This is a genomic window from Microbacterium sp. F01, assembly GCF_056156365.1.
On record NZ_CM149592.1, the window covers coordinates 757930 to 783834 of the forward strand.

21 protein-coding genes are annotated in these 25905 nt (G+C 68.9%); 9 read left to right on the forward strand and 12 right to left on the reverse strand.

Annotation, left to right across the window (positions count from 1 at the left end):
* Positions 1-24: 24 nt before the first annotated feature.
* Positions 25-918 carry a hypothetical protein gene (locus tag ACVN90_RS03330; protein ID WP_475100759.1) on the reverse strand — a complete coding sequence of 298 codons (894 nt, stop codon included), beginning with the start codon at positions 916-918 and terminating at the stop codon, positions 25-27.
* Between the two features lie 336 nt (positions 919-1254).
* Here ACVN90_RS03330 and ACVN90_RS03335 point away from each other — a divergent pair, with 336 nt between their 5' ends.
* From ACVN90_RS03335 to ACVN90_RS03355, 5 genes are read left to right on the forward strand one after another with little or no spacing between them, the layout of a single operon-like run.
* A complete protein-coding gene (locus ACVN90_RS03335) occupies positions 1255-2391 on the forward strand; it encodes a glycosyltransferase family 4 protein (RefSeq protein WP_475102050.1) in 1137 nt (378 codons plus the stop codon).
* Positions 2378-3307: a glycosyltransferase family 2 protein gene (locus ACVN90_RS03340; protein WP_475100760.1), complete on the forward strand. Its 930-nt coding sequence runs from the start codon at positions 2378-2380 to the stop codon at positions 3305-3307. The genes ACVN90_RS03335 and ACVN90_RS03340 overlap by 14 nt, the downstream gene beginning before the upstream one ends.
* On the forward strand, positions 3307-4641 hold the full coding sequence (locus ACVN90_RS03345) for a wax ester/triacylglycerol synthase domain-containing protein (RefSeq protein WP_475100761.1): 1335 nt from the start codon (positions 3307-3309) through the stop codon (positions 4639-4641). Before ACVN90_RS03340 ends, ACVN90_RS03345 begins: the two co-directional genes overlap by 1 nt.
* The gene (locus tag ACVN90_RS03350; RefSeq protein WP_475100762.1) at positions 4638-5213 is read left to right on the forward strand and encodes an acyltransferase; all 576 of its coding nucleotides are present in this window, start codon (positions 4638-4640) and stop codon (positions 5211-5213) included. The genes ACVN90_RS03345 and ACVN90_RS03350 overlap by 4 nt, the downstream gene beginning before the upstream one ends.
* 4 nt (positions 5214-5217) lie before the next feature.
* A complete protein-coding gene (locus ACVN90_RS03355; protein ID WP_475100763.1) occupies positions 5218-6900 on the forward strand; it encodes a S8 family serine peptidase in 1683 nt (560 codons plus the stop codon).
* A 226-nt stretch (positions 6901-7126) separates the two neighbouring features.
* On the opposite strand, the gene ACVN90_RS03360 is transcribed toward ACVN90_RS03355, so the two are convergent.
* The 7 genes from ACVN90_RS03360 to ACVN90_RS03390 form a co-directional block, all read right to left on the reverse strand.
* Complete coding sequence (locus ACVN90_RS03360) at positions 7127-8710, reverse strand: lipopolysaccharide biosynthesis protein (protein WP_475100764.1); 1584 nt, start codon at positions 8708-8710, stop codon at positions 7127-7129.
* Between the two features lie 4 nt (positions 8711-8714).
* The gene (locus tag ACVN90_RS03365) at positions 8715-10268 is read right to left on the reverse strand and encodes a hypothetical protein (RefSeq protein ID WP_475100765.1); all 1554 of its coding nucleotides are present in this window, start codon (positions 10266-10268) and stop codon (positions 8715-8717) included.
* 20 nt (positions 10269-10288) lie between these two features.
* Positions 10289-11578 (reverse strand): hypothetical protein, encoded by a 1290-nt coding sequence (locus ACVN90_RS03370; RefSeq protein WP_475100766.1) that lies wholly within the window; start codon positions 11576-11578, stop codon positions 10289-10291.
* Positions 11575-12612 (reverse strand): acyltransferase family protein, encoded by a 1038-nt coding sequence (locus ACVN90_RS03375; RefSeq protein WP_475100767.1) that lies wholly within the window; start codon positions 12610-12612, stop codon positions 11575-11577. Before ACVN90_RS03375 ends, ACVN90_RS03370 begins: the two co-directional genes overlap by 4 nt.
* Positions 12613-12626: 14 nt before the next feature.
* On the reverse strand, positions 12627-13322 hold the full coding sequence (locus tag ACVN90_RS03380; RefSeq protein ID WP_475100768.1) for a hypothetical protein: 696 nt from the start codon (positions 13320-13322) through the stop codon (positions 12627-12629).
* Between the two features lie 106 nt (positions 13323-13428).
* Complete coding sequence (locus ACVN90_RS03385) at positions 13429-13608, reverse strand: hypothetical protein (protein ID WP_475100769.1); 180 nt, start codon at positions 13606-13608, stop codon at positions 13429-13431.
* Positions 13609-13929: 321 nt separating this feature from the next.
* Positions 13930-15273, reverse strand: a complete 1344-nt coding sequence (locus tag ACVN90_RS03390; RefSeq protein WP_475100770.1) for an HNH endonuclease signature motif containing protein — start codon at positions 15271-15273, stop codon at positions 13930-13932.
* Positions 15274-15592: 319 nt separating this feature from the next.
* Here ACVN90_RS03390 and ACVN90_RS03395 point away from each other — a divergent pair, with 319 nt between their 5' ends.
* The 4 genes from ACVN90_RS03395 (at position 15593) to ACVN90_RS03410 (ending at position 21258) form a co-directional block, all read left to right on the forward strand.
* Positions 15593-19102 (forward strand): hypothetical protein, encoded by a 3510-nt coding sequence (locus ACVN90_RS03395; RefSeq protein ID WP_475100771.1) that lies wholly within the window; start codon positions 15593-15595, stop codon positions 19100-19102.
* 147 nt (positions 19103-19249) lie between these two features.
* Positions 19250-19699: an N-acetyltransferase family protein gene (locus tag ACVN90_RS03400; protein ID WP_475100772.1), complete on the forward strand. Its 450-nt coding sequence runs from the start codon at positions 19250-19252 to the stop codon at positions 19697-19699.
* Positions 19700-19922: 223 nt separating this feature from the next.
* Positions 19923-20156 carry a hypothetical protein gene (locus tag ACVN90_RS03405; protein ID WP_475100773.1) on the forward strand — a complete coding sequence of 78 codons (234 nt, stop codon included), beginning with the start codon at positions 19923-19925 and terminating at the stop codon, positions 20154-20156.
* Between the two features lie 274 nt (positions 20157-20430).
* A complete protein-coding gene (locus ACVN90_RS03410) occupies positions 20431-21258 on the forward strand; it encodes a universal stress protein (RefSeq protein WP_475100774.1) in 828 nt (275 codons plus the stop codon).
* A gap of 242 nt (positions 21259-21500) precedes the next feature.
* Here the strand turns inward: ACVN90_RS03410 and ACVN90_RS03415 are convergent, their stop codons facing one another.
* The 4 genes from ACVN90_RS03415 to ACVN90_RS03430 form a co-directional block, all read right to left on the reverse strand.
* Complete coding sequence (locus ACVN90_RS03415; RefSeq protein ID WP_475100775.1) at positions 21501-22994, reverse strand: oligosaccharide flippase family protein; 1494 nt, start codon at positions 22992-22994, stop codon at positions 21501-21503.
* A gap of 77 nt (positions 22995-23071) precedes the next feature.
* Complete coding sequence (locus ACVN90_RS03420) at positions 23072-24034, reverse strand: glycosyltransferase (RefSeq protein ID WP_475100776.1); 963 nt, start codon at positions 24032-24034, stop codon at positions 23072-23074.
* Positions 24031-25467, reverse strand: coding sequence for an O-antigen ligase family protein (locus ACVN90_RS03425; protein ID WP_475100777.1), 1437 nt, complete (start codon positions 25465-25467; stop codon positions 24031-24033). Before ACVN90_RS03425 ends, ACVN90_RS03420 begins: the two co-directional genes overlap by 4 nt.
* Entirely contained in the window at positions 25467-25892 is a 426-nt protein-coding gene (locus ACVN90_RS03430) for an acyltransferase (RefSeq protein WP_475100778.1), read from the reverse strand. Before ACVN90_RS03430 ends, ACVN90_RS03425 begins: the two co-directional genes overlap by 1 nt.
* Between the last annotated feature and the right edge of the window lie 13 nt (positions 25893-25905).

The window sequence follows — 25905 nt, forward strand, 5'->3', positions numbered from 1 at the left end:
GCTCCGAGGAGGCGCCGTCGACGCCTACGCGGTCTCGTCCTCGCGGGCCGCCCGACCGGATCGGCGCGACGGCGGCCCTGCGCCGACCAGCTCGCCGACTTCCGCCTCGAGCGGCACGTCCTCGGGGGTGTCCGCGGGCGTCGCGGGCGCAGCATCCGTCTCATCCACCGGCTCTTCCGCCGTTTCGGAAGCCGCCGCCGCGCGAGCGGCCTTGCGCTTGGCGGAGCGCGAGCGGAGGCCCGCGATGATGAACACCAGCACCACGAACGCGAGGAAGACGCCCACGAAGGTGACGACGACCGGGATCGCGGGGTTGGACGAGTCGCCCTCGACCGCGGGGCTCGCGCCGAGCGGCTCGAGCAGCACGCGCAGCTCGGGCGCCAGCTGCTGCGCGTCCTGCTGGGCGACGACGTAGGTCGTGAAGGCGGCCGCCGCGGCGCGCGAGATCTCCTCGGCGCGGTCCGCGGTCTCGGCGGTGCCGACGGCCTCGAGCACGGGCAGGTTGTACCGGCCGGGGAAGCGCTCGTCGCCGGTGGGCTGCGTCGTGCGGCGCAGCGCGCTGATCGACTCGGTCTCGCTGTCGAGCGGGCCGATCTCGGCCTCGACGGCGTCCTGGATGATGTCGCTCGACAGGATGTACGCGTAGACCAGGGCGGTCGACGACATGTCGATCACCTGCGGGTCGGAGGTGCCCTGCTGGATCGGGACGCCCGGCACCTCGGCCTGGTACAGCCGGTCGGATTGGCTCGTGAGCAGCATGGTGGTCGCTGCCGACCACGTCTGCTGGGCTCTCGAAACGACCTGGCCGTTCACGATCGCGAAGCCGGCGAAGAAGGCGGCCACCGCAGCGACGAGGGCGCCGAAAACCAGCACCCACTTGTAGTTCCACAGCACTTGCAGGTACTTCGGAGTCTCCATCAGACACCTCTCTCCGTGTGCTTCCGGACGCAGACCGCCCGAAACCCCCAGCACGCCATCGGGCCGTCCGCGTCGCGCACCGGATCCCAGAAAGGTGTCGCGACAAGACTTGCAATGCCATGGTCGCGCCGGATTGTTAACGGCGGCCTGTGCCTTTGTTGCACGGGTGTAAAGACTGGGCGACATTCCACGGTCCGGGTTGTGCCCGTCCGGAGGGCTCCCACAGAGTGTTGAGCGACGGCCCGGCACGGCTCCGTTGGAGGCGGGCATCATCCTGGGGGAGGTGGCGTTCTGGCAGTCCTGTACAGCTTCCCGCATGCGCTCGGTGCTCCCGGCATCGGCTGGACGGCGTGGAATCAGGCGAACGAGCTCGTCCGCGCGGGCGTCGACGTGCACATCGTCGCCGCGTCGATCGCGAAACCGGTCGAGGGCGCAGCATCCGTGCGCACGACCCTCGCCTTCCGCGGCCGGCGCGTGCCGCACCGCCTGCTCGGCCGTGACCGCGCGCTGCGCTACCACGACGCGGCTGCAGCGGGTCTCGTCGGTCGCCTCCTGAGCCCGAGCTCCGGCGACGACGTCGTGCACGCGTGGCCGCTCGCGTCGGCGCGCACCCTGCAGGAGGCGCGGCGGCGCGGCATCCCTGGTGTGCGCGAGGTGCCGAACACGCACACCGCGCACGCGTACGAGGTCGTGGCGCGCGAATACGCGGCGCTCGGCCTCGAGCCTCGTCGTGGCGAGAGCCACACCGCCGACCCGCGACGCCTCGCGACCGAAGAGAGCGAGTATCGCGCCGCGGCCGGGCTGCTCGTGCCGAGCGAGGCCGTCGCCGGAACGTTCCTCGCGCGCGGGTTCGACGACGACCGGCTGCTGCGGCACCGCTACGGCTGCACCGTGACCGCGCCGCCCCCGCGCGACGGCGAAGGGCCCTTCACCGCCGTGTTCCTCGGCCGGGGCTCCCCGCGCAAGGGACTGCACACCGCGCTCGAGGCATGGACGGCGTCGAAGGCATCCGCCGAGGGGCGGTTCCTCGTCTACGGCCTGCTCGACGAGGACTACGCCGCGCACCTGGCGCCCCTGCTCGCCCACCCGAGCGTCGAGGTGCGGGGTGTCACGTCCGAGCCGATGCGCGTGCTGGCCTCGGCCGATGTGATGCTTCTTCCCACGGTCGAGGAGGGCAGCGCCCTCGTGACGTACGAGGCGCAGGTGGCCGGGTGCGTCCCGCTCGTCTCGGTCGCCGCGGGTGCGGTGATCGACGAGGGCGTGACCGGGATGACCCACGACGTCGGCGACGTCGAGACGCTGACGGCGCAGCTCGATCTGCTGGTCGAGCACCCCGACGTGCTCGCCTCGATGTCGCGCGTCGCGATGGCGCGGGCCGACGAGCTGAGCTGGGCCGCGGCGACGCAGGCGCTGCTGGCGGCCTACGGTCAGGCGGCGCGACTGGTGAGGGGAACGACGGATGCCGCGGCCTGAGGACGTGACCCTCGCGATCTGCACGCGCGAGCGGCCCGAGATGCTCACTGCGGCGCTGGCCTCGTTCACCGCGGTGACCCCGCCGGGCGTGCAGATCCTCGTCATCGATTCGGCGTCGACCACGGCGGCGACCTGGGAGGTCGCCGAGGCCGCAGGCGTCGACTACGTGCGCAGCGACATCAAGGGGCTCTCGATCGCCCGCAACCTGGCGCTCGCGACGAGCCGGCGGCCGATCGTGGTGTTCACCGACGACGACTGCGCCGCGGTCGAGGGCTGGATGGCGCCGATCCTCGCCGGGTTCGACGACGCGGCCGTCGGCGCCGTGACGGGACGGATGCTGGACCACACTCTCGTCGGAACGCAGCAGGCGGCGCCGCCCCGGCGCTTCACCCGCACGATCGAGGGCATCGACGCCGGCCACGGCGCGATCATGGCCTTCCGGCGCGAGCAGCTCGTCGCGCTCGGCGGCTTCGACCCGGTGCTGGGAGCGGGACGACGCCTCGCCGGCGCGGAGGACCTCGACATGTTCTGCCGCGTGCTCGACGACGGCGCGCACATCGTCTACGACCCGGCGTGCGTCGTGCACCACGTCCACACGCGCCCCGACGACGCCTATACGGTGCTGCACCACGGCTACGGGCTCGGCCTCGGCGCCCTCACCGCCAAGTGGGTGCGCCTGCGCGCGCGGGTGGGCGTGCGGCTGTTCGCGATCGTGACCAAGCGCACCCTGTCGCGCGCGGTGCACAACCGGCGCGAGCACCGGCGCCGCGACGCCGACCTGGCGCTCTACCGCGGATTCCTCGGCGGCTTCTTCACCGCCGTGCGCTTCGCGCTCGACGGGCGCGTCTTCGTCGATGACGACCCGCCGGCGCCGATCACGCTCGGCGTCGCGACCCGCCGAGGAGGCGACGAGTGATGACCGCGCACCAGGATCTCCCACGCCGGGCCCAGCTGATCAGCTCGCTCGATGAGAAGTACGTGTCGAACGCGGTCACGTTCGCCGCGATGCACGCCGCAGGCACGATGATCGTCGACGGCGCGCCGCTCCGGGGCCCCGACGGCGCGCTCGACCAGGCCGCGATCCGTCTCCGCGTCGAGCGGCTGAGCTGGTTCGCTCCCGCCATGCGTCAGCGGCTGGTGTCCACTCCGCTGCGCTTGACGACGCCGGCGTGGGTGCCCGTCGAGAGCTTGGACCTCATGTATCACGTGCGGTTCGCCGATGTGATCGAGCCCGACGATCCGACCCGCGTCGAGCGGTTCACGGGTCGCCTGAGTCCGACGATGGACCCCGCTCAGCCGCTGTGGGACTTCGAGTTCGTGGAGCTCGACTCCGGGCGGGTGGCGATCGTCATGCGCTACCACCACGTCGTCGGCGACGCGATGTACGGCCTGCGGATCGGCGACGTGATCGCCGGGACGACGGCGACGCCCGCGCCGCCCAAGCCCGGCCCGGCGCAGCGTGCCGAGCTCGGCATCCCGCCGCGCAACGGCCTCGAGGTGCTCTCGCTCGCGTTCGGCCAGTGGCGCTCGCAGCACCCTGGGCTGCGGCAGGCGTGGCACGCGTACTGGCGCAAGTCGTTCCGCATGCGGCTGCGCCGGTGGGGCGGGCGCCTGCTGCGCCCGGTGAAGAACGCGCGCATCGCGCGCACGGGCCTCCTCGCCGACGTGCGCGAAGAGCGAAGCTCGGCGTACGAGGTCGCCGACCTCGCGGCCGCCACGCGCCGCGCGTACAAGCTCGGCGGTACCGTGAACGACCTGGTGACCGCCGCCACGCTCATCGCGATGGCCCGTCAGCGCCCCGATGCGGAGACCCTGTCGATCCTCGTGCCGATCTCGAGACGCACCGCCGGCGACGGCGGGCCGCGCAACGACATCAGTGTCGTGAAGGTCTCGGTCGCAGCATCCGCTCCGCTGGAAGAGATCGTTCCGAGCGTGCGCGCGCAGGTGCAGGCGGCCGTGGAATCGGGTGGTTCGGTGGTCGAGGGCGCGGAGGACTGGATCGGATATGCCACGTCGGTGACGTGGGGCCGCGACGAGCGGTTCTTCGGCACTGCCGGGGTCGAGACGGTGACGGGGTGGCCCGCGGGCGACCCGCGCGACGAGGTGGCGTGTCTCGCGTGCTCCTATCGCCGCGAGTTGGTGATCAGCGTCACGGCGCGCGCGTCGGTCGACCTTCCCGGGCTCATGGCGGTCTATCGCGAACTGCTCGCACCGGCGCCCGTGGCCGTGACGGAAGGGGCCGCGCGATGAGCCGCCTGCGGGGTGCGCTGGGGTCGGTGCTCGACCCGCGCACGCTGCTGCACGGGCTGCGCCTGGCGCACTTCCACGGGTACTCGTTCGTGCGGCAGGTGCCGCTGATCCGGATGGGCCCCGATGTCTCGATGGCGCCCAACGTGTCGTTCCGCAACGGCGAGCGCATCTCGATCGGCGCGGGCACCCACATCGGCGAGTTCAGCCTGATCTGGGCGGGCAACGAGACCGGCCGCATCGAGATCGGCGAGAAGTGCCTGTTCGCGCCGCACGTGATGGTGACGGCGTCGAACTACGGCGTCGAGATGGGGCCGGTCCCGATCATGGACCAGCCCAAGATCGAGCGCGATGTGGTGATCGGGGCGGGCTCGTGGCTGGGCGCGAACGTGGTGGTTCTGGCGGGCGTGACGATCGGCGAGGGCGCCGTCGTCGCGGCCGGGGCAGTGGTGACGAAGGACGTTGCGGCGTTCTCGATCGTCGGAGGGGTTCCGGCGCGGGTCATCGGCGAGAGGCCTTCGGGCCAGGAAGTGGGGACGAGCAGTGGGGAAGCTCAGAAGGCGAGAGTCGAATAGGGCGATGCGCGTCGCTGCGCTCGCGGTGGGGACCGCGGTCGTGGTGTCGCTCGTGGGCGGCGGCATGGCCACGGCGTCGTTCGCCGCCGGCGACGAGGCGGGCGTGTACACCGTCAGCTTCCGGTCGACGGAGGGGTTGGATGCTGCGCTCTCGGGCATCGCAGCAGAGCCCGACGCCGTGTACGACAGCGTGGTGAAGGGCTTCACCGGGTATCTCACGGCCGACGAGGTCGCCCTGCTGCGGGTGTCGTCGACGGTGCGCGGGATCTCGGCGAACAAGGTCGTGACTGCCGCCGCGCAGACGGTGACACCCGCCGTGGGAACGGTGGACGCCGACCTGCCGCCGACGAGCGCCACGACGGCGGGCGCGTGGGACGGCCCCGGGCTCGCGATCATCGACTCGGGCGTCAGCGTGCACTCCGATCTCAACGTCGCCCGGCAGATCAACTGCTTCGGCTCGGGCGACGGCACCGACGCCAACGGTCACGGCACGGGTGTGGCCGGCGCCGCCGCGGCGATCAACAACAGTGTGGGACTCGTCGGCATCGCGCCCGGCGCCCCGATCACGTCGGTGCGCGTGCTCGACAGCAAGATGCAGGGGACGCTCGCGACGCTGATGTGCGGTCTCGAGTGGGTCATGGAGAACCACGAGCGGTACGACATCGCCGTGATGAACATGAGCATGCAGTTCGGCCAGGCCGACGACGGCAACTGCGGGTACACCAACGGCGACGTGATCCACCAGGCGATCTGTGCGCTCGTCGAGGACGGCGTCGTGGTGGTCGCGGCGGCCGGCAACTCCACGCGTGACCTGGCGCAGTACTCGCCGGGCAACTTCGACGAGGTGATCACGGTCACCAACGTCGCCGACTACGACGGCAAGCCCGGCTCGCGTGCGGCGAAGCTCTGCACCGAGACGAATGCCCCGGTAGACGACACGATCAACCCGAAGAGCAACTGGGCGGTGAGCGCGGCCGACCGCGCGCACACGATCGCGGCTCCCGGCACGTGCCCGTACACGACCAAGAAGGGCAACCGGTACGGCTACATCGCGTCGGGCACGAGCATGTCGGCGGCGGTGATGTCGGGCGTCGTGCTCGCGTGCTTCGACGAGGGCTCGTGCGAGGGCCGCACTCCGCGCGAGGTGTTCCAGATCCTCGAGGGCCAGGCGCAGGCGGCAGCCACGACGCGGGGCAAGCGCTTCGCGGGCGACCCGCTCAGCCCGATCTCGGGCCGCTACTCGGGCTGGCTCGCATCGACGGTGCCGACCGGCACCACCCCGACGCCCACGCCGACGCCGACCCCGACGCCGACTCCCACGCCGACGCCGACGCCGACTCCCACGCCGACTCCCACGCCGACGCCGACGCCTACTCCGACGCCGACGCCGACGCCTGATACGCAGGCGCCGACGGCGACGATCACGACGCCGGCTTCGGGCTCGACGGTCTCGGGCAGCGTCGCGGTGCGGGTCACGGCCTCCGACAACGTGGCGGTCACCGGCGTGACGCTGTGGTCGGGCTCGACGAGGCTCGGCACGCTGACGAAGCAGTCCGACGGCTCATGGGGCGGCACGCTTCCGTCGCGCAGCTACCCGAACGCGACCTACCCCGTGCAGGCACGGGCGGTCGATGCCGCGGGCAACACCGGCTACAGCCCGACGATCTCGCTGACCCTCCGCAACTGACATCTTGGCGTCCCTGGGGTTCGAGACTCCTGGCGAGAAGGACACCTCCACGCGTCCTTCTCGCCAGGAACGACCCGTATGGCAAACTTTGCCATTCCGTCCTAGACCTGCGGCATGGCCACGATGAACGTCTCGCTCCCCGACAGCCACGCAGACGCGGTGCGCGTGCATCGGGTGCTCCACACACGTCGCGACGTTCCCGTGGAGATTGCCGACCGGGTGTAGCTCAGCGACCGGAGCTCTGGGCCCGGCGCTTCTCGATCTCGGCGTCGAGCACATCCTCGGGAGTGCCGGCTTCCTCCAGCAGCACGGCCTCGACCGCCTCGGCGGCCTCGTCCGACGCCTGAGGCTTCGGCTTGCGCATCTGCTTCACGAACCCCATGATCTGCGTCACGTCCCGCCGGTAGGCGGGGATGAGCAGCAGCGGCCCCATGACGATCGCCCCCGCAAACCCGCCCACCAGGATCTCGAGGATCGGGATGAGGTCGACCGCGCGCGTCGCGGCGAACGCCGCGCCGAACGCCAGCAGCGCGAACACCAGCGGGCGCAGCACCGGGAAGACGATGTCGCTCCCGCGCACGAAGGTGCCGCGGATCGCGAACGCGAAGCCGGGGATGAGGAGCAGGGCGGAGAGGATGCCGTAGGTCAGGGCGAGTCCGTAGATCCCGCCCCACCAGATCCCGACGAAGAAGCCCACCACGACCAGCGGCCGGGCGACGAGGTCGTACAGAAGCTGCTGGTGCGAGCGGCCCATCGTGATGAAGAGCCAGCCGCGCACCTTGCCGATGCCCTGGGCGATCCCGGCGATGGCGAGGATGCTGAACAGCACGGCAGCCTGCTCCCAGCCGGGCCCGAGGAGGATCGCGAACAGCGGCTCCGAGATCGTCGCGAGGATCGCGTACGTCGGCAGAGTGAGGTACCCGATAACGAGCAGCGCGCCCCGGATGTAGCGGCGGTAGCGGTCGCCGTCGTCCTGCAGTTTGCTGAGCACGGGGAGGGCGACGCGGCCGATGGGTCCGTTCAGCTGCTGCAGCGGCATGAGGAACAGCGCGTACGCGCGCGAGTACTGACCGAGCACGGACGGCCCGAGCTGCTGGCCGATGATGACGGTGTCGGCGTTGCGCTCGACGTAGTTGAGCAGCTCGGCGCCGAAGATGCTGCCGCCGCGCGAGACGAGCGGCACCACGTCGCGGTGGATGCGCGGCCACCCCGGGTGCGGCTTGATCGCGACCCACAGCATCACGAGCCGCACGACCAGTCCGGTGCCGACCATGAGGATGAGCGCCCAGTATCCCCATCCGAGGAGGCCCGCCGCGATCGCCGCCGCGACGCCGCCGACCATCGACACGACGTCGATGCGGGCCAGCAGCGCGAACTTCAGCTCGCGCGTCGCGCGGGCCTGCAGAGGCATGGTGAGCCCGTTGACGATGAGGCTCGGCGCGATCACCAGTGTGATGAGCACGAGCTGGGGCTCGTCATACAGATCGGCGATGAGCGGTGCACACGCCGCCAGGATCCCGCCCAGCAGCACGCCGAGCGCCAACGCGAGCCAGAAGAGACTTCGCCACGCGCGCTCCGAGATCTCGCGCGCCTGGATGATCGCGCCCGTGAGTCCGAAGTCGCGGACGAGGTCGATGATCCCCGAGATCGCGGTGACCATCGCGACGAGACCGAAGTCCTCGGGGCTCAGCAGGCGACCGAGCAGCATGATGGCGGCCATCTGGATGAGGGTCTTCCCCCACATCCCGCCCATGGTCACGACGATGCCGCGCGAGGCGCGGTGGGCGAGGTTCGAATCCAAGGCGTTCACGGCGTCACGACCAGATCTGCGCGAGGTAGGCGTTGGTGGGCGCGGGCGTCAGCGCGTCGAACTCGGCCGCACCCCACTGCTCGAGAGTCGGGTCGGCGGTGAAGGCGCCGTCGTTCGCGGTGCGCACCGTCGACGATGCCCGCGTGTTGCGCACGGTGCCCCAGGTGGAGCGGTAGATCGAGCCGAAGATGTACGAGTCGTAGGCGTGCAGCTGCCCGGCCTCGCCGCTGCCGTTGATCGCCTGGTTGATCGTCGGCGCCTCGGTGCCTGTGGGCTGCGAGTACCGCACGCGCACCGCCGTCGCCTGCGAGGTGATGACGCTGTGGTCGATCGTGACGAAAGGGGTGCCCTTGCGGGGATCGGATGCTGGAGACCCGCCGATCTGCAGACCGCAATTGCGCGAGCCGAAGAACGTGGAGTCGCGCACAGTGAGGCCGCGATACCAGCCGTTGCCGTACATCTGGAGCGTGTCGAGGTGGTCGGTCGCCCCCACCGGCCGGAAGACGGGGGCTATGTAGCACCCGTCGAACACGCTGCCGTCGAGTATGCAGTTCTCGCCGGCGGCGTAGCCGAGCGCGTCGTCAATACCCGTCTTCGCGTCCAGCACCACGATCTCGTACGCGCCGCACCCCTCGGTCACGGCCCCGCGAGATGAGGCCATGATGAAGCCCGATGCGAAGCGCGACTGCGCCCACGCGCTGCGGGTGCCATTGGTCAGCCGCACGCGATCGCCGTTGATGCGCGCGAAGGTGACGCCGCGCACGTCGCGCATGTGCGCCGCGCTCGAGATGGTGACGCTGCTCCAGCCCTCGAGCGGCGAGACGAGCACGTTCCGGGCCCAGCTCGGGTCGCCCATGCTTTCCAGCATCACGGGCGAGCCACTCCCTGCCCCGCTGCCCGGGAGGGTTCCCGGCCGCACGCGGATGTGCACACCCGCGGCGGCCTGCTGCGCGGTCACCGCCTGGATCGCCGTGCCGATAGCCGCCCACGTGCAGTCCACGTCGATCGTGTGCGCCGCCGGAGTGCCGATCCAGGGAGTGTGCGCGGGCCAGTGGGTGCCGTTGGGGCCGAAGGAGCGCACGACGGCGGGTCGCCCGTCGGTGTACCCGGCGATCGCCGCCGTCGCGGCGTCGACGGCTTCGCCCGACTCGAACAGTGTCGCGGTCGCGACGCTGCCGTCCAGCAGCGGGTACACGTTCGCGCGCACGCGGATGGTCGCCGTGCCGCCGGGCGGCAGCACGCCTGCGGCGGTCACCGTGGCGTCGGGGGTGATGGTGGCCGTCCACTCGCCGACGACCGCGGCCTCGAGGAAGACGGTCCCACCGGAGGTCGTCACGACCAGCGTCGCCTGCGTCGCGGTGCTCGAGGGGGTGGGGTTGACCACCTCGAAGGTGAGCCACTGCTCGCCGACCGCGGTCAGCGGCGAGACGGCGAGCGTCAGTGCCACCGGTCCGGCCGGCTCCTCGCTCGCCGCGGCGAGCGGCACCGCCGTGGTCGTGAGGATCACCGGAGTCGCCCACGCACCCGCCTTGAGCACCGTCCGTCGATCGACTGCCATCCGCAGCGCCTGCTCCATGCTCATTTCCAGATCGACTTCAGGTACGCGTCGGTGGGGGTGGGCGTCAGCGTGTCGAACTGGGACGCGCCCCACGAGTTCATCGAGCTGTCGTAGGTCCACTTGCCCGAGGCCACCGGGTTGCGGGTCAGCGCCTGATCGTACGAGACCTTCGTGTTCGTGACGCCGCCCCACTTGCTGCGGTACATCGAGCCGAAGATGTACGAGTCGTTGGCGTAGAGCTGGAAGTCCTCGCCGATCCCGTTGATGGCCTGCGCGAGCGACGGCGTGTCGGCGCCCGACGGCGTGGGGTAGCGCGCGCGGATCGCGGTCGCCTGCGACGTGAGGATGCTGTGGTCCACCGTGAGGAACCGCGTGCCCTTGTTCGGGTCGTCGGCGCGCATGCCGCCGATCTGCAGGGCGCAGTTGAGGGACCCGAAGAACGTGGTGTCTCGCACGGTGAGCCCCCGGTACCAGCCCGACCCGTACATCTGCAGGGTGTCGACGTGGTCGGTGGCGCCGGACGGACGGAAGACGGGGGCGGAGTAGCATCCGTCCCACACGCTGTCGGTGAGGACGCAGTCGGCGCCTGCGGCGTAGCCGAGGGGGTCGGAGATGTCGGACTTCACGTTGCTCATGACGATCTCGTAGGCGCCGACCTCCTTGGTGGTCGCGCCGTACGACGAGGCCATGCTGAGGCCGTCCGACATGACGGACTGCGCCCACGCGCTGCGCGTGCAGTTGGTGAGCAGCATGTCGACCGCGTTGATGCGGGCGAACGTCACGCCGTACACCTCGCGCAGGCGCGCGGGCTCGGTGATGATGACCGAGCCCCAGCCGTCGCGCGGCGAGACGAGCACGTTCTTGCTCCACTGCGCGCTGCCGAGGCCCTGCAGCACGGCCTTCGACCCTGACGAGGCGCCGAGGCCGGGCAGGGTGCCGGGCCGCACCTTGATGTGCACGCCGGCGGCCGCCTGCGATGCGGTCACGGCGAGCAGCGCGGTGCGGATGGCCGCCCACGTGCAGGCGACCTCGACAGTCGTCACGGCGTCTTTGATCCACGGTGTGTGGGCGGGCCAGTGGGTGCCGTTGGGTCCGAACGAGCGCACGACGGCGGGGCGGGCGGTGCCGACGATGGCCGCTGGCGCGCCGGTGGGGGCGGCGGTCGCGGAGGCGGAGGCGGAGGGGGTGGATGCTGTGGCCGTGGGCCCGCCGGATGCTTGGGTCGGCGCGCACATGGCGGTGGCCGCGGCCGGTGCGGCGGCGGCGAGCAGTTTGACGAAGGATCGGCGGCTGAACGGGTTCGCGGTCATGGTGAGGGCCTTCCGTCGGAGGTGTGTACGGTGTAGACGCTTGCCGTACGGCGGGCGGGCCACGCGAACAGCAGGTCGAGGGCGGGGAGCACGCGCAGCAGGTGCACCATGACGACGCCGGCGCCGAGGCCGAAGGCGAAGCCGACGGCGAGGGCGATCCAGGCGTTGCCGGTGAGGGCGCCGAGGGCGACGCCGGCGCTCGCCGGCCACCAGTGCACGATGTAGTAGACGAGCGAGTCGCGTCCGACCGCGCGCAGGGGGCGCAGCATCCGTGCCGATCCGAACCGGCGTGCGATCACGATGGCGATGCCGATGCCGCCGGCGGCGAACGGGGCCGACAGGGCGGTGTACCGCAGGCCGACGCCCGCGGCCGCGGCGGCCACGGTGGCGAGCGCGAGTGCCGCGCAGCCCCAGACCACCCATCTGCGGGCGAGGGTGCGCTCGAGGGCTCCGACGTGCTGCGAGAACCACACGCCGATCATGAAGAAGACCAGCAGAAGGAAGAAGCGCCGCACGCCGAAGTCGGGCACGAGGGCGGCCGCGACGAGTGCGCCGCCGGCGATCCACAGCGGCGGGATTCGGGGTGTGACGAGCGCGACCATATAGAAGAGGAACAGGTCGTACAGGAACCACAGGTGCTCGACGGGGTCGTAGAGCGGCAGCAGGAGGTCCCACGGGGTGACGACGTGCGCGGTGACGCCGCCGACGACGCCTTCACGGATGCCGAACCCGTACAGCAGCGCGAGCGCGATGATCGACCACACGAGGTAGGGCCAGAGCACGCGCCGCACCTTGCCGGTGACGTAGGCGCGCGGTCCGCGGCGGAGCGATGCGGCGACGAGCAGGCCCGACAGGAACACCATGAGCGGCATGCGCACGGGGGAGAAGATCGTGTTGATCACCCACGCGACCTCGGGTGCGCCGAGCGGTGACGAGCTGGCGAACAGGATGGCGTGGTTGAACACCACGAGGATGATCGACGTCCCGCGGAGGACGTCCATCCACTCGATGCGCGACTTCTCGACCGCTGCCATCAGGTGCCTGTCGCTCAGGTTCTCCGACGCCGGCTCAACGCGATTCCGCCGATGATGGCGGCCGCAGCGGCGATGGTCGCGACGACGGTCCAGCCGACGGCGGCGCCCGTGGATGCAAGGGCGCCGTCGGCAGCGGCTGACGTGGGGGTCGCCGCTGCCGACGGCAAAGGCGTCGCCGAAGCCGAGGGCGTAGGGACCGTCGGGGTGGGAGTCGGCGTCGCCGTCTGGGTGGGTGTGGGAGTAGGGGTAGGTGTGGGAGTAGGGGTAGGGGTGGTGCCGCAGCCGATGACCGTGACGAGCGGGCTCGGGTAGGTGACGAGGCCGGTGGTCCACGACGGCTCGGCGTCGGATCGGGTGGCGTAGCCGTTGGCGATCGCCGACGTCTTGTGGAGGTCGGCGCAGGGGTGGCCTTCGACCGTCACTTCATAGGTGCGCGTTTCGCCCGGCTCATAGCGGCTCGGCCCGAAGGAGTACAGCCTGCCATCGGGGCCATTGACGCGTGCCGCGCCCCAGGCGGGAACCGATGACGCGTTGCGGGTGTACACCGAGATCTCTGCGACCTCGGGCGAGGTGAATTCGATGACGACTCGCGCCTCGCCGATGACGGCGCTGCTTGCGGCTGATGCCGCGTGGGCGGCGGCGAGCGCCCCTCCACCTAGTCCGAGGGTGAGCGCGGCCCCCAGGATTGTGACTCGTCTGCCTCTGTGCATGTGCTCCCCCAAGCCCAAAGAGAACGCCCGGGGCCGTTTCCCTTCCGGCTCCGGGCGGCAGTGCCCCATCTGGGTGCCACGCTACGGCGATCTCGCTGACGGGGGGTTACTGTCGCGTTTCGTCTCGGTTAAGCCCGGTGTTCAGGTGTTCCGGTGCCGTGGTGTCGCCGTAGTAGTAGCGCACGGACTTGCGCGAGTCGACGACGAGGAGCACGTAGAGCGCGACGGCTGCGGTGGCGGTGATGGCGGCGAGCGCGATGGCGACGGTGACGAGGACTCGGATCACGGTGGGGGTGGGGCTCCGGCGAGGACTGGCGAGGTGGGGGTGCGCGTCAAGCTTAGGCGTCTGGCCAATGGTTCCGCGGTGAAGTGAGGGTGTGCCGTGGGCGGGGGAAGGGGTTTACTCAGCGCAGGTCTGCGGGTGAGCCATGCCCGCGCGCGCAGGCGCCTTGCGCCTGATCGGCGTCGCGTCCATTAGGCGGCGAGGTCGAATCCGCGTCGTGCGCCTGACCGGCGTCGCGCCGCTCAGGCGACGAGGTCGAACCGTGCCCGGCCGCCGAGTCGTGGTGTGCGATCCGGGTCGTGCGCCTGACCGGCGTCCCGGCGCTCAGGCGACGAGGTCGAACCGTGCCCGGCCGCCGAGTCGGGGTGTGCGATCAGGGTCGACGTGCGCCGGCGGCAGGAACCACACCTTCGCGCGTGTTCCCTTCCCTTCGATCCGGATGTCCCAGCCGTTGTCGTGGATCCGGTGGTGGCAGGATTCGCAGAGCAGCACCCCGTTGTCGAGGTCGGTGGGCCCGGCGTCTCGCGCCCACCATCTGATGTGATGGGCCTTCGTGTAGGAGGGTGGGGCAGCGCATCCGGCGCAGCCGCCGTCGCGTTCGACGAGAGCGAGCCTCTGAGGTGTCGTGTAGAGGCGCTGGATGCGGCCCCAGTCGAGAATCTCGCTGTCTGCTCCGAGAACGCAGGAGATGATTCCGCCGCCGGCAGCCATGCGCCTGGCGGTTGCGACGGAGACCGGGGCGGCCATGCCGTCGATCGTCGCGTAGCCAGTGCCGGTGACGAGGTCTTCGTGGTCGATCCGCACCACGACCGTCGCGCCCCCGAGGGGGAGGTCCTTGTTCGCGCAGCCGAGGGCGTGCTCGGCGAGTCGGGCGAGGGCGTCGGCCTGCATCTGCGGAACGCTGCGGCGCGCAGCATCCGTTCCCGCCCGCGCAGCATCGCGCTCGGCGCGCAGTTCTGCCCCGACCATCGTCTCGAGCGCGAGCTTGACCGGAGCGCCGTGCTCGGGATCGAGCTTGCCGTTGATGACGAGCATGCCCCGGCGGTCTTCGTAGACATGCAGCGCCTGCTCGGCGCGCAGTTCTTCTTCGCGGGCTTCGACGCCGGCCGGGTCGAGCTGGGCTTCGGCGCGCGTGATGAGTCGGGCGAGCTGATCGGATGCGAGCCCGGGCGCCTTCTCGACGAGCAGCTGTTCCATCTGGTCGGTAGCCTCACGCCCCGCGCGCAGAGCGACCTTGTCGAGCATCGTGATGATCGCGCTCGCCGCAGCGGCGCCGATGCGGCCGGCTGCGAGCGCGGCGGCCACGTGCGGGTGCCGCGCCGGCGCCGCCTCACCGCTCAACGTCATGCGGGGTGCCGTGGCCTCCCCGACCTTCACGAGGCGTGCCGCCTCGCCGGCACTCGTTCCGCCGACGGTGGCGATCAGTGCGGTCGGATTGCGGAACCCCTGCTGCTTGGCGAGCCCATCAGGCCCGAGCTCGGGCCGCGACTGCCGCGCGATCTCGGCGGCGACGCGTGCTCGCGCCGCGTCGAGAAGTCGTTGGCTGTCGGCAAGCTGTTCGTTGAGACGGATGAGCGCCCCCGGCGCCAGCGCTTCGATCGCCGCCTCGGCCCACAGCACCCGCGCGGAGTCGACCGCCGCGGCGAGGGGAGCGAGGTGGTCCGTCATGGGTCCACGATACCGCAGTTGCCTCGGATAGTCGAGCAAATATTCGAAGGATGCCCCAAAAAATCCAGCAATGATCAAAAGTTTGAGAACGCAGTTTCCGTTCACACACTCGCACAAAGATACGAGCAAGTGTGTCGTGTCGGATTCTGCTCCCGCATGCCTGCCTCTTACCGGGGACTCCATCCGCGTGGTACACCTGTGCCAGGCGATGAGCGATGCTCTGGGGAACGTCGATGCTCGCTCGATGCCGCTGCGTGTCGGGCGTGTGAGCCCGGGTGGGCGCGTGGATGCGTTGGGGTTGCGTTCGGTGGAGGCATCGATGGTGGCTGCAGCTTGGCCGAATCCGCTGGAGGACGGCTCGATCGGCCCGTGGAACGGGCCCGCGAGTCCCGTTGTGGTGGGGTATGTCCGCCGGCTCTTCGTGCCGTTCGCAATCGTGATCACCGTCGCCGCACTGGTCGCGCTGCTCGAGGTGGATCGCCTGCTGGGCTCGATGGCGGTCAACGGTGAGACCGCGACGATGTCGGACGCGATCGGGTTCGGGGCCCTCGACGGCGCGCGGGTCTGGGCGGTCTGGCAGCAGTGGGCGGAGGCGGCTGCGGCGCCGTCGGCGGTCGGCGATCTCGTGCGGCTGTACAACACGGTGGACGCCGGCTTCGCGGCGGGGTATCTCGCCCTCTTCGCCGTGATCGCCTGGCGCTCGGCGATAGCGGTCGGAGGGCTCGCGCTGACGCTCCTCGCAGAGATCGGCGAGGGAATCGTGACGACGATGTCGGGGTACGACCTGACGAACACCACGACTCAGGCGCTGGTGCCATGGTTCGCCTACGCGAAGTGGGGCGGTCTCGCCCTCGCGGTCGTCGGCATCTTCGCGGTCCCTGTGGCACGCCGCGCCCTTGGTCAGCGGTGTCGGCGGCTGCTGGCGGCGGTGAACGTGCACGCGCTCGCCGTCATCTACCTGCTGGCTCTCGCCGGCCTCGCGCTGGTCTCGCGATCGGGGATCGCCGACCAGTTGCCCGATGTGCAGCGAAGCTGGGCCGGCGAGGGCGGCATCGTCTGGGCTCCCATGCTGGGGGCATCGTTCGCGCTGCTGGCCTCCAGCCTCGTCGTCGGGGTGTTCGGTCGTCGTCGGTCCGAAGTCGCCTACTGGACCGACGCGTTCCGCGCTGCGCGCGAGTCGGCGACCGTCGCCTGGTGGATCGCCCTGCCGTACGGCGTGCTGTGGATCGGGATCCTCGCGAGCGCAGCGTCCGGCATCGGCGACCACCCGGTCCCGGTCCTGTTCGTGGCGCTGTTCGCCGTGGCGGCGACCGCGACGGTCGGTCTGCTCGCGGATCGTGCGTGGCGCGCGACGACCGCTTGGCAAGCGTGGAGGCTGTGGCTCCTCGTCGCCGCCTTCATCGCGGTGACGGTCGTCATCTATCTGCTGACCGGCGCCCTCGCGCACACCCACGCCGGGCCCCTGCTGCTCCTCGCCGTGATCGCGGTCGTGGTGATCGTCGCGTCGGCTCTGCTCGATCGAGGCGCCGCAACCGACGGCGACCCCGCAAAGCCTCCGCTCCCCGATCCCTGCGCAGAGACCCCGCAAGCCGCCGACGCCCGCGATCTCCGCCGCCGGACTATCTGGCTCACCGGCGATGCCGTCGCGCTCCTTCTCGCCGCGCTCGCTCCGCTGGGTCTCGTGCGCTCGTTCACCGCTCCGGTCGTCGCCGAGTGGGCGGGCCTGATCACCACGACAGATCACAGCGCGAGCGCGGCGACACTCCTCGTGATGGGCATCCTCGGCGTGTTCATGCTCCCGCTCCTCGTAACCCTGTTCGTGTGGAGCTTCGACCGCTTCGCGCTGGGAAACACCCCCCAGAGCGGGTTCTTCGGATTCTTCGATCCGCGGCATCCGACCGATGCGGCGAACACGTGGACGATCGTCACCGACATCCTGCCCATCGGCGTGGGTGGAGCGGTGGTCGCCCTCGCGACGATCAACCCCGAGTGGTTCGCCACGGCGGGCACCGTGACGGTCACCGTTCTCCTCCTCAGCGCGTGGGGGCTCATGCTCGGTGGCATCATCCTCGTGTTCCAGCGACGGCAGCCGCTGCGCATCTTCACCCAGTTCGGCTTGAAGGCCACCCCCGTGATCACACTCGTGCTGGTGTGCGGGCTGGTGACATCGACCTGGATGACGGATGCCCGGGTGCATGCGGTGCGTGCGGGTGAGGCATCCTTATCCCCATCTTCGACGGCCGGGCCCACCACAGCCCCGCAGCCGACAGACACTACCCCCACCCCAGGACCCGTGAGTGAGACGGATGCTGCGGACTCGCGGTTCACCGCCGCCCTCGCGACCCGGTTCCAGGCGTGGGCTGAACAAGCGGACGCCTGCGTCGTCGAGCAGCAGACGGTGACGCCGCTCATTCTCATCGCCGCGGAGGGCGGAGGAGCGAGGGCCGCGTACTGGACGGTCGCAGCGCTCGAGAAGTTCGCGTCGGCGACGATCCCGCAAAGAGTCGAGGGCGAGGCAGCGAAGCCCGAGCCGAGCGGCGTCGACGAATGCCTCGCCGACGCTCCTTTCGCGGCGAGCGGCATCAGTGGCGGCAGTGTCGGGCTCGTCGTCGACCGTCTCGCCGAAGATCCTCTGGCCGCTGTCGCGAAGCTCACCGGCGCGGAGCCGCTGGCCCGGGTGGTCACGGGCATGCTCGCGGGCGACGTGGTGACGGGTTTCTCGGGCGCGCGCATCCCAGCCCTCGACGGCGAGTGGGGCGACCGGGCAGCTCTCCTCGAGACCGGCTGGGAGCAGCACACCGACACCGGCGACGGGCCGGGGCTCGCGGACCCGTTCACCCTCGAGCCGGCGGAAGGCAACGCTGACCAGCCGCTGCGCCCGTTCCTGCTTCTCAATTCCGCCGACTCGATCTCAGGCTGCCGCATCACCGTCGTGCAGCTCGAGGTATCGCCGGCGCCGACGCCGACGGCGAGCTCAGCCGCGGAGCCGCTGTCACCTGATGACTGCGGGCGCGATGACTCGGGCATCGCCTACGCCCTGGCGCTCGACGAGGTCTGGCCGGGGTGCAGCACGTCGCTGACGTGGTCGTCAGCCGCCATGCTCTCGGCGCGATTCCCCTTCGTGACACCCGGCGGACGCATGCCCGTCGCCGACAGCGGCTGCGACGGCGGCAACCGCCCGCTCGACGCTCAGTTGGTCGACGGCGGCTACAGCGACGACACCGGCCTGGCGTCGATCGCCGACCTCCTCCCCGAACTCCTCCCGCTCGTCGATGCGCACAACCGCGGCGAGGGCGCGGCCGCGCCGGTGATGCCGATCGTGGTGTACCTCAAGAACGAGCGCGGATTCGAACTGGATGCTGAGACCAAGCGCTTGGCGGCCGAGCTCTTCGTTCCGCTCGCCGGCCTCGACGCGCGCAGCCACCAAAACCGCGAGGCTGCCTGGCTGCAGCGAATCGCCGACGCCCTCGAAACCGTCGGCGTCGGGCCGAGCACTGGCACGTTCGGCACAACCCGTATCGTCGTCGTCTCGCCGGCGACCGTTCCCACACCGGTCCCTCCGCTTGGATGGACGCTGTCGTCGTACAGCCGCGATGTGCTCGACCAGGCGATCGAGTCGCAACTGAAGTCCTTGCCGGTCGTGATGACCAGAACATCAGTCGGCATGGCGCGCGCAACGCAGGGAGCGGATGCCTCGACCACGGGGGAGTCGGAAGCTCCGCCCCCGCGCCTCTACGAGCTGTTCGAGGCGTTCAGCGATCCCACGACGCCCGCGCCGGATGACGAACAGACGGAGGAGCAGCCGCCACCACTACCTCCGCCCGGCTGACCTGGACGCTGACGCCGAGGTGGGGACCGACACGATCGTTGCGCATCCCATCCCGAGTGGACGATCACGCCGCGTCCGCCATGCCCACCCCGCCACCACCCCCTCAACCCGCTACCGTGGACCCGGCCCGATCCCAGAAGGAGCGAGATGACCGAACCGCACGCAGTCGTGATCCGACCGTGGCAACCCAGCGACGACGACGCCATGCTCCCGAGCTTCGTCGATACCTACAACCGCCCACCCTGGAACGACGCCTGGACCCTCGCGACGGCGTCGGCGTATCTCGGCGAGCTCCGCGGCATCCCGAGATCCGCCACCCTCGTCGCCATCGCGGATTCCCAGTTCGTCGGCGCAGCGACGTTCCATGCCCGAACCTGGCAGGACGAGTCCGAGATCTACATCGACGAGTTCTTCGTCGCCCCCACCGCGCAGCGTCGCGGTGTCGGCCGCGCACTCATGGAGGGAATTCGCGCCTTCGCAGCCGATGCCGGCATCAGCGATCTCGTTCTCCTCACCGACCGTGACGTGCCGGCCTTCGAGTTCTACCGCTCCGACGGCTTCCGCGAGGGCACGCGCCAGGTCTTCATGATCGGCTGACTCGCGCTCTCACCGTGCCGTGCCTGCGGGTGAACGAGTAGACCGATGGATGCCGCGTCCTCGCGCTCGCCCGTGACGTCAGGCTCCGTCGCCTCGCCGGCGTCCCAGACCGGGGTGTGAGCGCGGGCAGGATGCCGTAGCATCCGCGTGTATCAACCGCGACGATCGCCGACTCGATCGTCACGTGCGCGAGCACATTCTTCAGCGGATGAAAGGCGACATCATGGCAATCAACGACGAGGCCGGCGCGATGGAACCGACGAAGAAGGGCCCCTTCGTCATGCTGGTCAATGCCGATGGCTCCCCGTTCAGGGGCTACGCCGAGAACGGCGGCGGAATCGGCGGTCACCTGCTCGGCCAGGTGTGTCACAACCACGTGCTCACCGAGGTCTACGCAGACTTCGACGGCGAGGGCCACCTCGCCGGCATGCACACCCACGACGTCGGCAGCTGCTGAGCCGAGTCCGTCGGCCGGCGGCGCTTTCGTGCATCGCCAGACGCCGTCGCGCGCCCAGCTCGAAAACCCCGGGCCAGACAGAACGCCCCCTCCCACCCGAAGGTGAGAGGGAGCGTCACCCGTCATTCGGAACGGGAGCAGTGGCTCTCGGCCCGGGGGAGGGACTGATCGAGAGCGTGCGGGCACGTGCCTCGCGGCAGGTCCCTGCTGTTGTTCGGAGACGTGCCAGCTTCGGATTGCATCGGCTGCGAGCGGCAGACGGCAGGATGAGCGTATGACCGAGAGAATCGTCGTGGGTGTGACGGATGCTGCGGCCAGCCGCCGTGCGGTGGACTGGGCGGCGCAGCGCGCGGCGCAGATGGGGGCGGTGCTCGTCCTGATCGCCGTGACGAAGGACCCCGAGGATTCCGAGTCGGTGTCGGCGGGCGACATCCTTCTCGAGACCGAGACGGCGCGCCTGTCTGTCGCCATCACCGATTCGGAGCTGGTGGTCGAGGCGCATGCCGAGCGTGGCGATGCCGTCGACCTGCTCGTCGAAGCCTCGCGCGACGCCGCGCTGCTCGTGCTCGGCGACCCGCACCCCGGGCATCACTGGGGCGATCACGGCCGGCGCATCACGACCGCGGCGCACTGCGCGGTGGCGGTGGTGCCCGACGCCGACCTCGAGGGTCGTTCCGGTGTCGTGGTGGGCATCGACGGCTCCGAGGTGACCGAGGCCGCGGTCGCGTTCGCCGCCGAGGAGGCCGTGCGCCGCGGCGAGCGACTGGTCGCCGTCGCCGCCTGGTCTCCGGTGCTGGTGGGTGACGGCGCCATGGCCGGCGTTTCGGGGATCGACTACGTCGAGCCGATCGACCTGCAGCAACCGACCGAAGAGCTGACCGATCACGCCCTGGCCGCTGTGCGCGCGAATCACCCCGACCTCACGATAGAGACGCAGGTGCACCCCGGTGACCCCGCCCGGCTCCTGCAGGAGTTCGCGTCGACCGCCGCGCTTCTGGTGGTCGGCACGCACGGTCGCGGGGCTCTCGCGCGCCTCTTCATCGGCTCGGTGAGCGACGCCGTGATGACGGATGCTGTGACCCCGACGATCGCGGTCCGCTGATGCTCGTATCCAGGTGCGCGCGGAGCGCGTGCTCACGCGGTGCGCGTCAACCGCAATAGCTGGGATCGCCACGGCCAACTGGTTATCAGGCTTCGGCTGGTGCCACCGCTAATCGAGCGGGGGATTTCAGATGGGCCTTTCGTCAATTGCGAGACCCCAGCCGTCGGGGCAGTCAATCGATGCTTGCATTCCCCTCTTCTGGTGGCGTCTAGCGAAGCCGTCCGCCGAAGAGAACCGGGTCCTCACGCCCGTTGCGCCAGGGCGAGCCGAGCATCTGGGTCCGCTCGTCGGCGAATCCGCCACAGGGCTGTCCCAGTTCCCAACAGAAGCGCCAATCCACCGGCCAACCACGGCGGCGCGCCAAGGACACTGGCAGTGATGGCCGGAACCAGACCAGCGGCGAGCGGCAATGCGGGCCGAACAACGGACGCTCGAACGGCATCTCGGAACGGCACCCCCAATGCGCGCGCCGCGACTGCCAAATAGGCCGGCTCGAGTAGCAAAGGTGGAAGAGCAAGCGCGATCGCCATCCCCAGGAGCCCAAGTAAAGGAGTCAGGACGAACCCTGCGACGACTGTGAGCGCAAGCCAGGCCAAGTGGAGCGGGAGGAATACTCCGGGTCGGCCGAACGCGTTCAGTGCAGTCAGAGGCGCGAGATGAATCGTAGTGATGGCCGCGCTCAGAATCAGAATCTGAGCTGGCAGTGCAAGGTCCTCGACGGGGAGCGTAGCGCCGAGCCAAACCTGAATGAACGGCGGCGAAAGGATGAGGGCCGCGGAGACAGTCCCCAACGCAGCCGAAGTCACGATTGTGGAGACTCCGAGCGCAACTCGGTGGCCGGTTGCAACGTCGGTCCTGTACAGCACGGACAGACGAGGCATGAATGGATCGACCAACCACTGGAGCGCTTGCTTGTAGACGCTGTACATCCGAAATATCGCGTTCCACGAGGTGACCGCTGATGTGCCCAAAGTGATCCCAACGATGATCGTGCCGGACTGGAGAATCGAACTGCCCACAGCGTTGACGGAGAACACCCGCGCGCTATATGAGAGTTGCTCTTTCAAGGACGCACGCGAGATCGATCGAAATGACATTCGAGCCAATTTCCGCAGCATCACAAATACGGCCGCGGCCGCGGACGGCACGATCATCGAAATCGCCTCGACCAGGGCAACTGCGATGATCGAGCCTGTCGTGGTGCCGACTAGGACGGTCCCAACAATCCGTAGCACGACGCCTCCGACCTGAAACGTCCGCTCCAACGCCCAGGCACCCATCCCTTGCATCAAGCTGCCATAGGGGCGGATGCCCAGAAACGCAGGCAACAGTGCTGCGATCCAGATGAGTGCGCCAACCTCCCCCTCCGACAGCGTGGAGACTGCGTCCGACGCGTGAATGATTGCCGCGCCCGCAGGCAGCATGACGATCGCAGCTGCTACTCCAATCACCGAGCTCCACGCGACCGCGGTTGAAAGTACGACTCCGACGCTCATATTCTCAGATCGCCCGCGAGCGATCGCGGTCAGCCGGACGACCGCCGCGCCGATTCCGAGGTCCGCCTGAAATAGAAGCTGCGCAAGGCCCGAAAGAAGGAGCCATGCTCCATACGGACCGGCACCAAACCAAGTGATCGTGAAGGGTAGGAGTAGGACGCCGGCAAGCATCGTAACGATCCCGAAGCCGCCACTGGCCGCGACCGAGACGAGCACGGATTGTTCGGGCTTGCCTGACATGGGTCCCTTCAAGAGGTTGTGCTCTGTAGTCATCGTTGCGGCGTCAACGGATGAGTGTTGCGCCGATCGCCGAACCGTTAGCGGAGGACGCTCTCGTACACCGCAGCCAACTGGGCGGCGACATCGTCCCACGAAGGCGGGCGCTTGGAGATCTTGGGCGCACCCGGTGAGCCGCCCGCCGCCGTCCGGGACAGCTCATCCAGTGAGCCGACGATCTGAACTGCAGATCCGAATCGGCGGCGCATTGCGATGGTTGCGGGACTCGCGAGAACCAAGACGGGCACGCCGAGCCGCAGACTGTCGACGAGCGTAAGGCTCTCGCCTTCCACCAGGCTGGCGGAGATTGTGGCGACGGCCGAGGCCTGAAGCGCCCAAACGATCGGCTGAGGTAGTTCTCCATGCCAGTGGAGGTTCGCGCGACTGTCGATGAGAGCGCAGAACTCGTCGGCTTCATCCCAGTCCCGAAGGAGTCCTCCGACAAACTCCAGTCGCGGGGCATCCGCTGGCCAGGCTCGCGCTAGGTCGAGTTGCCGCTTCCGCGGCCCAACAGTCCCAACGGCGACATACGATCCCGAAGATTCGTTGGCCGTGGCAGACGCGGAACTGCCGTTTCCAATCACCTCGACTCTCGTCGGTGGGACGTTGTAGGCACTGGTCATGAACTTCGCTTCCTCGTCATGGAGCGCGACGATTCGGCTAGCGGAGCTGACAATCGCGCGACGCATCGACGCGGTGTTCTGGCCGAGAAACGCGAGCCGCGACTGCAAGTTCTCGACGAACGCGGTTCGGGACCGACTGAGAACGAGAACTGGGGACACTACGAGTGGACCCGCATACCGATTGGCATTTCTCACGAAGTTCCACGTGCTCGGGTCGGCACCGAAGAGATGGATGACGTCTGCTCGCTGCGGATGCTGTTCCCAAGCGTCGATTGTTGTGACTCCAATGCGGCGCAGGCCTGCTCGAGTCTCTTCGATCTGGACCTCTAGACCGCCAGTGCCGAGAGCCGGAGGAGTGCCGCCGATCAATGCAACCTTCATCGCGTGGAGTACTTTCGTCGTTGTGTTGGGGTGGCCGCAGCAGGGACAACGTCGGCTTCGCCGATGAACGGGGGGCGCTGAGTATCGTCGCTCGGAACAAACCACGCGAGCGCCAAGACTGCTCCTACTACTACGGCCGCGGCCGGTTCCGCGCCGATCGGTGTCGTAACTGCTTGGATCGCAAGCGCGCCAAGAGCCCCGAGTAACGCGATGGCCCGCCAGTCCCGGTTGGTCAGCGAAGCCTTGACCAGGCGACCGCAAATGATCGCGAAGGCCGCAATCGCAAGCGTTGCTCCGAGCCATCCTGTCTTGACGAGGACCCACACGTAGAAGTTGTGGACATAGGTGAGTCCGTCCGTGCCGTTGAAGATCTCCATATAGAGGTATCCGCGATAGGGCACACCGAATCCAGTCCCTACTATTGGTGAGGCGTCCACCGCAGAGAGTGCTACCGCGGTTTCCCGCGCACGCCAGAGTGAGCTTGAGTCAGTACTGATCACGTCCGGGTTTAGCCCGCCGATGACCCGGCCGGCGAACGCGTCTATGGCCGTGGTCAGGCTCGACAAGGCCTCGGGAAAGGCCGCGAGAAGGGCCAGGGTAACGCCGGCGATCGCCGTTCCCGCAGCCACAAGCCGTAAGACCGAGGCCGACAGAGGAAGCGTACGAGGCATTACAAGCATGAGCACAAGAAGGATGATTGCGCCGACGAGAACGTGACCTCGTGTGTAGCTCACCGTCGTGACAAACAGGGCTGCCCCTGCTCCCAACAACAGCAAGCTTGCTGCGATGGGTGAGGGCCTTCGCTTCAAGAGAATCGCGAGAGCTGCGGCGCCGAATACCGCGCAGGCGAGTCCACTTGCCGGTGTGACGCGCACGGCACCATAGTCGAAGTTTGTACCGCCCGAGTACATCGACGCCGTCTCGGATCGGAGCGCGAATAGCGCATCGCCGGACACTAGAACCGAAGCGACCGCGATCGCTGTCCAAATGGACACTCCGGCTCCAATTGTGAGCATGAGGCGACCGTAAGCGGGTAGACCTGCCCGCGTGATGAGGGCTAGACCACCAACTCCGGCCTCAAAGATCAATAGCGGCCCACGGAGATCACGTACCAACGGACCAAGTCCCGCGCCGGACAAACCCCCGAGGAGCACGAATAGAAGGACGAGAAGACCAGCTAGTACGAATAGCCAAATCAAACGCGGGAAAACGCGTGCAATGACCGGCAGGGAGAGGAGGAGAAGGAGCGCCCCGAAAATGTCCGACCAGAACAACACCCCTGGCCCGATGGAGATGCCCGGATTGATGACAACCGGCAGAGGCGCGAGAGTAACGACTAGGAACCATACATAGGCGTTTCGCAGTCGATCTTGGTTCATCACGATGGAGATGACCGCAATAACGAAGAGAGCCGCACCGAGGACTTGTGGCATCACCGCCTCCTGTAATCGTTGGGCACCTCAAAACGTCGGATCACACGAGCGGGATTACCCGCAATCAAGCAACCGGCCGGCGCAGACTTGGTCACGACCGATCCTGCAGCGACGACAACTCCACGGCCAAGGTGCACGCCGGGAAGAATGATGCTCCCTGCACCGATCCAACAATCGGGTTCAATCTGAACAGATTCGGTCGTGACAGATCCGCCCGGCTCGACGCTGTGAAAGTTCGTATCGTAGATCGACACGAGGTCAGCGATCTCAACACGGTCGCCGATGCGGATGCTAGCTTCCGCGTGAATTCGAACTCCCTGATTGACGAAGACGTCGTCGCCAATGTCGAGCATGCCCTTGTTGCCCGTAGCTAGTTCTATGGAGAGGATGCGTCCATCGGCGACGAAGTTCCTGCCAAACTTCATCCGTTTCGATCCG